We start from the raw sequence: 10,462 nt of genomic DNA on the forward strand, positions 1-10,462 counted from the left end.
GGAACCGGCCACTGCCGGATACGCGGGTGCGGGTGCGAACCTCAGCCGCGCCGATCAGTCGGCCGGCCGTCGGCGTCCAGAGTGACCATCTCGCCGTCGATCTCGACGCGGACCTCACCCGTCTCCGGTGGTGGCCCGCTCTGCGCGGTGCCGGGATCGGCGGTGTTCTCCGGGTGCATCAGCACGGCGTCGGTCTTCGTGGTTTTCGGGCGGCTTCCTCGGGCTGGCTCACAACTCTCCTCGGGCTTGTCGGGAGCTGCCGGTTGCCCACCCGGACGGCCGTCATGCCCGCGCCGGGCGACGGAACCCCGTGCCATGCTGCGCGCTACCCGCGCCGGGCCGTGGAACCGCGGGCGACGAGAGCCAGGTCGAGCGTCGTCTCGCGGGCCGGACCGGGCCGGGCCAGCCGTTCCAGGAGCATCTGCAGGGCCACCTCGCCGGACTCCTCGAGAGGCTGGTCGACGGTGGTGAGGTCGAGCGCCTCGGCGAGGTCGCCGCCGTCGAAGCCGACGATGGCCGGGCCGTCCCCCGGCAACGACCCTGGTCCGTGCCCGCCCGCTGCGACCTGCTGCCACGCGGCGCGGACCGCCGCCGCGAGCAGATCGTCGCTCGCGAAAACAGCGGTGGGCGGGGCCGGGTCGGTCAGCAGATTCAGGGCCTGCGCCCGGGCCGCGGCGAAGTCGCGAGTCGTCCACACGACGGCGTCCGGGGAGAGCGGATGCCCGGCATCGGCCAGGGCCTGCCGGAAGCCGTCCAACCGGCGCTGCGCGGGTGAGGCGTACCGGTCGGAACGTTGCGCCTCGCCGAGATAGCCGAACCGCCGGTGGCCGCGTTCCAGCAGGTGCTCGGCGGCGATCCGGCCACCGGCGACGTCGTCGGTGTGCACGGAGCTGAGACCGCGGTGGCGTACGTCGATGAGCACGGTCGGCAGGTCGAGGTCGGTCAGCCGCCGGACCACGTCGTCGTCGAGCGGGAGGCTGCTGATGAGCAGCCCGTCCAGGCGTCCGGTGCGGGGCAGGCTGGACAGCAGCGGCGCCGGGCTCGTCGACGCCGACTCCTGATCGAAGGCCACCACCTCGACGGCTGCGCCGCGCGCCGCGCGCAGCACGCCGTTGAGCCGCCGGCTCGCCGCGACGTAGGAGCTGAACGGGCCGATGACACCGATCCGGCCCACGCCGGTGCGCGCGCGGGCGACCGCCTCGGCCTTGGGGACGAAGCCCAGCTCGTCGGCGGCCCGGAGGACCTTGCGCCGGGTCGGCTCGCTCACCCTGTCCGGGGCGTTGAGGGCCAGGGAGACGGTGGAGACGCTGACGCCGGCGGCCCGGGCCACATCGCGGATCGTCACGGCACTGCTCATCGGGCTACAGTACGTCGAACTGGTTCGATAAGAACACTCCGGCTGCTGCCCGAGGGAGGATTCATGGCCGAGCCGCGGTCCGGGCTCGGCCTGGCCTTGTGGTCGTTCGTGGTCAACGGCGCCCTCTACGGCAGCCTGCTGAGCCGCTTCGCGGAGATCGCCGACCGGGTCGGGGCCGGTGAGATCGCCTTCGGGGCGGCGCTCGGCGCCGGAGCCGTCGGCGGGCTGGCCGGTTCGGTCCTGACCCCCTGGATCGCCCGCCTCCTCGGCACCGGGGGCGCGGTCACGGCGGCCGGCTGCGCGTACGCGGTGCTGGCCACGGCCGCCGCCTGGGCGCCGAACCTGCTCCTGCTGGCGACGGCGCTGGTGGTGCTGGGCGTCGTCGACGGCTGCCACGACGTCTCCATGAACACCCTGGCGGCGCAGGTCCAGCAGCGCTCCGGAACCTCGGTCATGGGCCGGGTCCATGCCGCCTGGTCGCTGGCGCTCAGCGCCGGCGCCGCGCTCGGTGCGGGGGCCGCCGCCTTGCCGATGTCTGTCCCCGCGCACGTCAGTATTGTGGCGCTGGCCGCGCTGCTGATCCAGCTCGGTTCCTGGTGGCGGACCCGGCGGCTGTTGATCACCCCCGAAGCCGGGCCGGAGCCCCGGCCGCCGGGCACCCCGGCGGGACGACTGCGGCGCGCCCGGTCGGTGCTGATCATGCTCGCCGCGGCCGCCGTGGCGGCCAGTTACGTGGAGAGTCCCGGGCAGGAGTGGAGCGCCCTGCTCCTCAGCCGCGGCTTCGAGGCGACCGCCGGGCTGGCCGCCGCCGGACCGCTGGCCTTCTCGGCCGGTCTGCTCGTCACGCGCCTGCTGCTGGATCCGCTCACCCGGCGGCTCAGCGTCATGGTCATCAGCACGACGGCCGCCGCGACCATCACCGTGAGCATGCTCGGTGGCCTGCTCGTGGCCGCCGCCGACGGTCCGGCCTGGCTCGCCCTCGGCACGCTCGCCGTCGCCGGGGCGGGCGCCGGCCCGATCTTCCCGCTGCTGTTCGGCGCGGCCGGAACGCTCACCACACGGCACGGGGTGACCGCGGCGGTGACCGCCTCGATAATCTCGACCTGTTCGCGCACGGGGGGCATCACCGCGCCCGTGCTGGTGGGGGCGCTGACCAGCGTCACGGGACTCGCGACGGTGCTCGCCGTCATGGCCGCCGGAGGCGCGACCCTGCTGCTCACGCTGCCCCGAGCCGTCCGGCGGGCCGGCGGCTGACTGCTGATGAGACAAGACGCCCCGCGTCCGTGGGACGCGGGGCGTGACGTTGGTGCCGGTGTGCAGGTCGCCTCGCGGCGAGTGGCGCTACGCGGCTCCGGCCGAACGGTATTCCGCGAAGGCTTATGTGATGAGGCCCGGGGACACTGGGCACACCGGCATTGGTTGTAACCGTGCCGTGGGCGCCCCTAATCCCGTGATCGGGTGCACTACGTCACATCCGGTCCGATCAGTTCTCGTCCGGCTCGTTCTCGTCCGGCTCGTTCTCGTTCTCGTCCGGCTCGTTCTCGTTAGGCTCGTTCTCGTTCTCGTTCGGCTCGTTCTCGTTCCCGTTAGGCTCGTTCTCGTTCTCGTTCCCGTTCGGCTCGGAGCCGTCGCGCGGGGCGCCGCCCGGGTCGTCGACGCCGACGACCGCGCCGCTGCTCCGGTTGATCTCGACGTCGTACTCCCGGCCGCCCTTGGTGACCTCGACCTGCCACAGTGGCTGGTTCTGCTCGTCATGGGTGCTCACGTTGGTGATCTCGCCGCCCCCGACCCGGTCGAGCGCGATCTCCCGTGCCCGCGCCTCCGAGACACCGGCGGCCGTGGCGGTGGTCGCGGCCGGCGTGGGCTGGTCCCCGTCGCCGGCATCGGTCTCGGTGTCGCCGCAGCCGATCAGGAACGCCATCGGGACGGCCACGATCATGGACTTGAGGTGATGGCGCATGTCGATCCTCACGGTCGGGGTTTCAGACGCCGGACGGCAAGGTCTCGGGCCACGCACGTCCGTGGCCCGAACCGCGTACCCCGCTGATCGCGCGATATGTCCAGCCTGTCGCCGGCTGTGGTGGAGCGCCGGGGAAGGCGGCGGGTGAAGATCCGGGGACTGTGCAGCCTCAACCTGGGTAGGCCCGCCCGGACGAAGCGCGATCGCGCAACAGTGAGCGGAAGGAGATCCTGTGGCTACGGGAGAAACCGGGTTCGACGACGTGACGTTCGATCTCATCTCGGTGCAGTACCACTCACTCAAAGCCGGGCACGACTACGGCCAGTACGTCCGGGACGCCAAGAATGCCGGCCAGGACGACATCGCGTCCTTCTTCGAGCAGGTCATGGCCGAGGACTCCGCGCGGGCTCACAAGTGCCACGAGTTCCTGGCCCGGCTCGGCGGCACGGACAACACCAGCCCCCAGAACGGCTGATCATCCGACGACTCCCGCGGGCTCATCACCCGGCCCGCGGGAGTCGGAGGTCACCCGGACCGCGTCCGCGCGAACGGCGATCGTCCGCGTATAGGTTCGCGCCGACCGGGTATCCGCGGGTCAACGATCGCCGAACGGGGAGATGGAGCCATGTCGACGTCGCCGCACCCGGAACAGGTCCTGCCCGGGCGTCACGGTCCGCTGGCCGAAGCCATCATTGCCCTGGCCGAGACTCCGGACAATGCCCCGGACATCGAAGAACGCCTTGCCACGATCGCCGCCTTGGCCGCCGACCGGGTCGCTGCGGCCGACTACGCGTCGATCACGACTCTGTCCGGGCCCGAATACACCACGGTCGCGCCCACGAGCGACATCGCCCTCGCGGTCGACGAGGCGCAGTTCGCCGATCGGGCCGGCCCGTGCCTGCAGGCGCTGGAGACCGGCGAACCGGTCGGGGTGCCCGACATCGCGGCGACGACGATGGACTGGCCCGGCTTCCACGAGGTGGCGCCCGCTCTCGGCCTGCGGGCCTCGGTCTCGGTCCCGCTCTACAACGGACGCGGCACGACGATCGCCGTGCTGAACCTGTACGGCCGCGACGACGCGGCGATGGCCCCGCTGATCGGCGCCATGGCGGAACTGTATGCCACCAGCCGTGAACTCGATCTCCACACCGGCAGCCCCCCGGTGTCCGACCCCGGCGCCGAGGAACTGCTCGCCGGGTACGCCGGCGCGCTGTCCGTGCGGGCCGCCATCCAGCTTGCCCTGGACATCCTGGCCGGCAGCACCGCCGGCCGCACCGACAAGGCCTACGCCGAGCTGTGCCGGCGAGCCGCGGAGAACGGAACCTCGCTCGGCGTTGCCGCGGCCGGGGTTCTGAAGCGGTTCTTGTAACCGGGCGCGCTGCTCCCCCGGTATCGCCCGGTGATGGGTTCAAGCGACCGGACCTGCGTCCGGCGTACTGCGATCTTCGTATCGGAAGCCTGCACCTGCACGACGACGCGACCGTGGCCCGGCCGAGAGGCTGTGGGCAACGTTCGAATGAACACAGGGAGTGTCGCGTCATGGCAGGCATGCTCGGTCGTCTTGGTCGCTTTTCCTACCGCCGGCGGTGGCTCGTCGTCGCGCTCTGGCTGCTGGCTCTCGGCGGGGCGGTGCTGCTGGCCACCAGGTCGGAGGGCCCGGTCAGCACCCGGGCGACGATGCCGGGGATCGAGTCGCAGCAGGCGTTCGACCTCATCGCGCAGCGCTTCCCCGGCGCCGCGGCCGACGGCGCGTCGGCGACCATCGTGTTCGTCGCTCCCCCGGGCCGGCCACTAACGTCCGCGGAGAACACGGAGACCGTCGAGGCCGTGTTGAGCACGATCTCCGGTGGTCCTCAGGTGTCGCGGGTCGTTCCACCCGCGACCGGCCAGAGCATCAGCGCCGACGGCTCGACCGGGTTCGCGTCGGTGTCGTACGAGGTGCCGTCGTCCGAGGTGACCGAGGCGTCGCGCACCGAGCTGGCCGACGCGGTGGAGCAGGCGCGGGCCGCCGGGCTGACCGCGGAGATGTCCGGGTCGGCGCTCAAGGCCGGCACCACGATGAGCGCCACGGAGCTGGCGGGGGTCGCGATCGCCGCCGTCGTGCTCGTGATGACCTTCGGTTCCCTGGTGGCGGCGGGTCTGCCGCTGCTCACGGCCATCATCGGGGTGGCCATCTCGTTCCTCGGCGTCTGGGCGGTGGCCGGCCCGTTGGGGATGGCGATCACCAGCGGCATGCTCGCCCTGATGCTGGGACTGGCGGTGGGCATCGATTACGCGATGTTCGTCGTCTCCCGATTCCGCGAGGAGCGCCACGGTCGCGACGACGCCGAGCAGGCCGCCGGCCGGGCGGTCGGAACGGCCGGCTCGGCGGTGGCCTTCGCCGGGACGACCGTGGTGATCGCGCTGGCCGGGCTGTCGGTGGTGGGGATCCCGTCGCTGGCCAAGATGGGGCTGGCCGCCGCGGGTGCGGTGGTGGTGGCCGTCCTGGTGGCGCTGACCCTGGTCCCGGCGTTGCTGGGCTTCGCCCCGGACAGGGTCCTGTCACGAGCGCAACGCCGTGGCGCTGCCCTCGGCGACCCTCGCCGTCCGGTGGCGCGCCCCTGGATGCGCCTGGTGCTGCGCCGCCCGCTCCTGATCACGCTGGCCGGCGTCGCGCTGCTCGCCGCCGTCGCCGTCCCCGCCCTGTCCCTGCAGCTCGGCACCCCCGGGGATGCCTCGCTGCCGGCCACCGAGACGCAGCGACGGGCGTACGATCTGCGGGCCTCGGCCTTCGGTCCCGGGTTCAACGGTCCGCTGACGGTGGTGGTCGACGCGCGGGGCGCCGCCGACCCGCAGGCCGCGGTGGCGACCGTGGCCGGCAGCCTCAGGGCGACCAGCGGCGTGGTGTCGGTGTCCAAGGCCGCCTTCAACCAGCCGGGAGACACGGCCGTCCTCACCGCCGTGCCGTCGACCGGCCCGACCGACGAACGTACGGAAGAACTGGTGGAAACGCTGCGGAGCGCGCGCCCGGGTGTGGAGGCGGCCGGAGACGTACGGTACGAGATCACCGGCACCACCGCGCTGGACATCGACATGGCCCGCAAGACGCAGTCGGCTCTCGTGCCGTACGTGGCGATCGTCATCGGTCTGGCCGTGCTGCTTCTGCTGGTGGTGTTCCGTTCGGTCTGGGTCCCGGTCAAGGCGGCGCTCGGCTTCCTGTTGTCGCTGTTCGCCGCGCTCGGCGTGATCGTCGCGGTGTTCCAGTGGGGCTGGGCGGCCGACGTGCTGGGGGTCGAGCAGACCGGGCCGGTGATGAGCCTGATGCCGATCCTGCTGGTCGGCATCGTGTTCGGCCTGGCGATGGACTACGAGGTCTTCCTGGTGTCGCGGATGCGCGAGGCCCACGCGCACGGCCGGCCGGCCCACGAGGCGATCGTCACCGGTTTCGGACAGAGCTCGAAGGTGGTGGTCGCGGCCGCGGTGATCATGATCGCGGTGTTCGGCGGGTTCGCGGCGGCCGACGAGCCGCTGATCAAGATGGTGGGCCTCGGGCTGGCGTGTGCGGTCTTCTTCGACGCCTTCGTGGTCCGCCTGACGCTGGTGCCGGCCGTCCTGCAGCTGCTCGGCGAGCGGGCCTGGTGGCTACCGCGGTGGCTCGACCGGATGCTGCCCCACGTCGACGTCGAAGGTTCGTCCCTCGAAGGCCCGCAGCCGGAGCCGGAACCGGAGCAGGCTCACGAGCTGAGCGTGCGTTGATCGACCACGTAGTGTCGGTCCGATGAACGTGCTGACCGCGCTGGTCGCGTTCGTCTTCGCTGCCCTCGGTGCCAGCCTCGGCACCGAGGGCATCTTCCGCCCGGCCGAGCTGCTTCCCGGTGCGCTGCTGAGCCTGGTCGCCAGCGGAGCCCTGTACGCCGCGGCCCGTGCTCCGCGCGCCGCGACCGTCGTCGCGATCGGCTGCGAGGCCGCCGCCTGCGCGCTGGGCTACCTGCCGACGCCGTTGCTGCTCGCCCCGCTGATCGGCTGCCTGTACCGGCTGACGGTGGTCAGCAGTCCCCGGGCGGCCGCCTGGTGGACCGGGATCGCGGTGAGCGCGGTGATCCTGGGCGCGACGGCCGGCGATGTGACGCCCACGCGAGGAGCCTTGCTTCTGGGCACCGTCGGCGTCGCCCTGTGGCTGCTCCCGGCGGTGTTCGCCGGACGGATGACCCAGGCCCAACGGGCGTACCTGCGGATGGCCCAGGCCCGTGCCGCGGACGCCGAACGCAACCGGGACGACGAGGTGCGCCGCCGGCTGAGCGAGGAACGCCTGCGCATCGCCCGCGACCTGCACGATGTCGTCGCGCATCACCTCACCGTGGCCAACGCGCAGGCCGGCACCGCGGCCCATCTGCTGGCGAAGCGGCCCGACCAGGCCCGGGAGCTCCTCACCGGGCTGAGCACCTCCACGTCGGCCGCTCTGCGCGAGCTCAAAGCGACCGTGGGCCTGCTCCGCGCCCCCGGCGACGAGCCGGCGGACACCACACCGGCGCCCGGACTCGAGCAGCTTCCGGATCTGGTCGAGGCCGGACGGGCGGCCGGCCTCGAGGTCTCCGTGGTCAGCGACGGTACGCCGCGGCGGCTCCCGCCCCTGGTCGGGCTCACCGCGTTCCGGATCGTCCAGGAGGCCCTGACCAACGTCACCAAGCACGCGGTCCGCCCGAACGTCACGATCTCCCTGGCGTACGACGAGGACAGTTTCTCCGCCCGGGTGGTCAACACCTCCGCCCGGCCCGCTCCAGCCGGACCGGGCGGCTACGGGCTGATCGGCATGCGCGAACGCGCCAAGGCGGTCGGCGGCACGGTCCAGGCCGGCGACGACGGCCCCGGCCGGTACGCGGTCTCGCTCACCATCCCTCTGGCCCCGTGGCAGGAAGACCAGGCACCCCGATGATCCAGATCCTGCTGGCCGACGACCAGACGCTGCTGCGCTCGACGTTCCGCATGCTGATCGACTCCGACGACGACCTGACGGTCGTCGCCGAGGCCGCGAACGGCGAGGAGGCGGTCGGCCTGGCCCGCCGGCACCGGCCCGACCTGGTCCTGATGGACATCCGGATGCCGGTCCTCGACGGCCTGGCGGCCACGCGGCAGATCTGCGCCACGCCCGAGCTGGCCGGCACGCGCGTGCTCATCCTGACGACCTTCGAGACCGACGAGTACGTGGCCCGGGCGCTCGAGGCCGGGGCCAGCGGATTCCTCGGCAAGGACGTCACGCCGGAAGCCCTGCTGGCCGGGATTCGCACCGTGGTCGCGGGCGAGGCGCTGCTCTCGCCCTCAGCCACCCGCTCCCTGATCAACCGCTTCCTGTCCGGGCCCGGCACCCTCGGCGAGCCGTCCCAGGGGTCGCTCAAGACGCTGACCGACCGGGAACGGGAGATGACCGCGCTGGCCGCCCACGGCCTGTCGAACCAGGAGATCGCCGACCGGCTGACCGTCAGCCCCTTGACGGTCCGGACCCACATCCACCGGGCGATGACGAAGGTGGGGGCCCGCGACCGCGCCCAGCTGGTCGTCGTCGCCTATCAGCAGGGACTGGTCCGGGTGCGGTGAGCCGGCTTCAGAGCTAAAAGGTCTCACGGATCGCCTGATCCAGTGGTTGTCCCGACGCGGGCTCGATGAACAGGTCGGCCAGCAGCAGGTCGGCCAGGTACGTCAGGTTGGTGCCTGTCTCCCGGCCGCCCAGGGCCTGCAACGCCCCGCCCAGCTTGAGCGATGCGCGCACCGCGACGGACGGCAGGCGGACGGCCCGGCGGGGACGACCGGCCGCCGCGGCGGCCCGTGTGATCAACTGCGACCAGGTCAGGTTCTCATCGGCCACCGGGATGTCCTGGCCGTCGCCGTGCTCGAGCGCGTCCGCCGCGACCTCGGCCACCCGGCGCGCCGAGGTCGCAGCGGTCCCGCCGGGCGGGGCGACCAGCGGCGAACGCGACTTCACCCAGCGGTCCAGGGCGGGCGCCCAGTTCGGCAGGCGGTCGCCGGCCCGGCCGAACACGAACGGCAGCTCCAGGACGGCGACCGGCAGGCCCGGGCCGGCGGCCACCCGCGCCTCCCGGGCCTGCTCCAGGCGGCAGCGGACGTAGACGTGCCGTTCCGGCAGGCGCCACTGCGGATGCAGCCGATCGAAGTACGTGTAGTACGAGCCCATGATGACGCCGCGGGTCAGGCCCTCGTCGCGGGCCGCGCCGAACAGGCGTACCACCGGCTCCACCATGTCGCGGTGGAACGCGGGATGGATCGGCCGGCGCAGTGGCCGCTGCTCGTCCGTGCGGGCGGCGAAGACCACGCCGTCGTGCCCGGCCAGCAGCGGCCGCATCTGCTCGGCCGAAGCCGACCCGACATCGAGCCGGTGGTCGACACCGGGCGCTGCCGAGCGCGCCACGCTGGTCACCGCGTGGCCGCGTTCCCTCAGCACCTCCGCGACGTGAAACCCGACGAGACCACTTCCACCCACGACGAGAATGCGCATACCGCATCGTCCATGAAGGACCGAACGTCTTGTCAAGCCGGGAGCCGGCAGTCCCTGGATTGTCCCAGCTCCTCGGCGACGGCGTCGGGCTTCCGGTGTTCCCGCCCGGTCGGACGGCGGCCGTGGTGCTCTGGTCGACGGCTGGGCTTGCATCCGAGGGGGTCGGACATGAACAGCACGATGCGGTATCTCGTCATGGTCGGTGCCGGGCTCGCGGCCTTCCCACTGGCCACCCCGGCGCAGGCGGCCGAGCCGGCGACACAGGCCGCTCACGCCCACGCCGAGGTGCGTACGGCCGGCTACTACAAGGTCCGGGCGAACTGCGTCCAGGCCGGCCACAACGGGGTGGCCGACGGCCGGTGGGCGAGCTTCGAATGCCGGCTGCTCGCCCTGGGAGACGGCAACATGTACTACGAACTACGCGTCCAGTAAGCAGCCGACGCAACGCTGGTTGGCCGGACACTTGCGCTGCCCCTTCGGCCGCGAATCTGCCGGACCTAGCGCCGTTGCAGTGCTGGAAGCACGGGTGTTCTAGTACGGCAGCCGCCGTTCGTGAGGTGACCTCGGATCCTGCGGGAACGAGGACGGCCACCGCATGATCGTCTGTGCGTTGTGGACACAACATTCAACCTTGCGGTGGCCGAGAGCCACAGCGTAG

The 10,462-nt window shown here is 72.3% G+C and carries 11 protein-coding genes; 7 read left to right on the forward strand and 4 right to left on the reverse strand.

What is annotated here, in order from left to right; all coding sequences use genetic code 11:
* Positions 1–41 precede the first annotated feature (41 nt).
* Both HJC40_RS37595 and HJC40_RS37600 read right to left on the reverse strand, forming a co-directional pair.
* The gene (locus HJC40_RS37595; protein ID WP_250008297.1) at positions 42–185 is read right to left on the reverse strand and encodes a hypothetical protein; all 144 of its coding nucleotides are present in this window, start codon (positions 183–185) and stop codon (positions 42–44) included.
* 140 nt (positions 186–325) lie between these two features.
* A complete protein-coding gene (locus HJC40_RS37600) occupies positions 326–1,357 on the reverse strand; it encodes a LacI family DNA-binding transcriptional regulator (RefSeq protein WP_250008298.1) in 1,032 nt (343 codons plus the stop codon).
* Between the two features lie 63 nt (positions 1,358–1,420).
* On the opposite strand from HJC40_RS37600, the gene HJC40_RS37605 reads away from it, so the two are divergent.
* Positions 1,421–2,611: an MFS transporter gene (locus tag HJC40_RS37605; RefSeq protein WP_250008299.1), complete on the forward strand. Its 1,191-nt coding sequence runs from the start codon at positions 1,421–1,423 to the stop codon at positions 2,609–2,611.
* 229 nt (positions 2,612–2,840) lie between these two features.
* Here HJC40_RS37605 and HJC40_RS37610 read toward each other — a convergent pair whose 3' ends face one another.
* Positions 2,841–3,317: a PepSY domain-containing protein gene (locus tag HJC40_RS37610; protein WP_250008300.1), complete on the reverse strand. Its 477-nt coding sequence runs from the start codon at positions 3,315–3,317 to the stop codon at positions 2,841–2,843.
* 232 nt (positions 3,318–3,549) lie between these two features.
* On the opposite strand from HJC40_RS37610, the gene HJC40_RS37615 reads away from it, so the two are divergent.
* The 5 genes from HJC40_RS37615 (at position 3,550) to HJC40_RS37635 (ending at position 8,888) form a co-directional block, all read left to right on the forward strand.
* The gene (locus HJC40_RS37615) at positions 3,550–3,792 is read left to right on the forward strand and encodes a hypothetical protein (RefSeq protein WP_250008301.1); all 243 of its coding nucleotides are present in this window, start codon (positions 3,550–3,552) and stop codon (positions 3,790–3,792) included.
* Positions 3,793–3,942: 150 nt separating this feature from the next.
* The gene (locus HJC40_RS37620; protein ID WP_250008302.1) at positions 3,943–4,686 is read left to right on the forward strand and encodes a GAF domain-containing protein; all 744 of its coding nucleotides are present in this window, start codon (positions 3,943–3,945) and stop codon (positions 4,684–4,686) included.
* 179 nt (positions 4,687–4,865) lie between these two features.
* Positions 4,866–7,052, forward strand: a complete 2,187-nt coding sequence (locus tag HJC40_RS37625) for an MMPL family transporter (protein ID WP_250008303.1) — start codon at positions 4,866–4,868, stop codon at positions 7,050–7,052.
* A 22-nt stretch (positions 7,053–7,074) separates the two neighbouring features.
* The gene (locus HJC40_RS37630; RefSeq protein ID WP_250008304.1) at positions 7,075–8,229 is read left to right on the forward strand and encodes a sensor histidine kinase; all 1,155 of its coding nucleotides are present in this window, start codon (positions 7,075–7,077) and stop codon (positions 8,227–8,229) included.
* A complete protein-coding gene (locus HJC40_RS37635; protein WP_250008305.1) occupies positions 8,226–8,888 on the forward strand; it encodes a response regulator transcription factor in 663 nt (220 codons plus the stop codon). The genes HJC40_RS37630 and HJC40_RS37635 overlap by 4 nt, the downstream gene beginning before the upstream one ends.
* 13 nt (positions 8,889–8,901) lie before the next feature.
* Here the strand turns inward: HJC40_RS37635 and HJC40_RS37640 are convergent, their stop codons facing one another.
* Positions 8,902–9,804 (reverse strand): NAD(P)-dependent oxidoreductase, encoded by a 903-nt coding sequence (locus HJC40_RS37640; RefSeq protein WP_250008306.1) that lies wholly within the window; start codon positions 9,802–9,804, stop codon positions 8,902–8,904.
* 168 nt (positions 9,805–9,972) lie between these two features.
* On the opposite strand from HJC40_RS37640, the gene HJC40_RS37645 reads away from it, so the two are divergent.
* On the forward strand, positions 9,973–10,236 hold the full coding sequence (locus HJC40_RS37645; RefSeq protein ID WP_250008307.1) for a hypothetical protein: 264 nt from the start codon (positions 9,973–9,975) through the stop codon (positions 10,234–10,236).
* Positions 10,237–10,462 lie beyond the last annotated feature (226 nt).

It is taken from the genome of Actinoplanes sp. M2I2 (assembly GCF_023544445.1).
Taxonomy (GTDB): Bacteria; Actinomycetota; Actinomycetes; order Mycobacteriales; family Micromonosporaceae; genus Actinoplanes.

Bases quoted from the DNA above. Each gene is read 5' to 3' on its own strand.
- HJC40_RS37620 (WP_250008302.1), top strand. From the start codon at position 3,943: ATGTCGACGTCGCCGCACCCGGAACAGGTCCTGCCCGGGCGTCACGGT.
- HJC40_RS37625 (WP_250008303.1), top strand. From the start codon at position 4,866: ATGCTCGGTCGTCTTGGTCGCTTTTCCTACCGCCGGCGGTGGCTCGTC.
- HJC40_RS37600 (WP_250008298.1), bottom strand. From the start codon at position 1,357: ATGAGCAGTGCCGTGACGATCCGCGATGTGGCCCGGGCCGCCGGCGTC.
- HJC40_RS37640 (WP_250008306.1), bottom strand. From the start codon at position 9,804: ATGCGCATTCTCGTCGTGGGTGGAAGTGGTCTCGTCGGGTTTCACGTC.
- HJC40_RS37610 (WP_250008300.1), bottom strand. From the start codon at position 3,317: ATGCGCCATCACCTCAAGTCCATGATCGTGGCCGTCCCGATGGCGTTC.
- HJC40_RS37635 (WP_250008305.1), top strand. From the start codon at position 8,226: ATGATCCAGATCCTGCTGGCCGACGACCAGACGCTGCTGCGCTCGACG.
- HJC40_RS37645 (WP_250008307.1), top strand. From the start codon at position 9,973: ATGAACAGCACGATGCGGTATCTCGTCATGGTCGGTGCCGGGCTCGCG.
- HJC40_RS37630 (WP_250008304.1), top strand. From the start codon at position 7,075: ATGAACGTGCTGACCGCGCTGGTCGCGTTCGTCTTCGCTGCCCTCGGT.
- HJC40_RS37605 (WP_250008299.1), top strand. From the start codon at position 1,421: ATGGCCGAGCCGCGGTCCGGGCTCGGCCTGGCCTTGTGGTCGTTCGTG.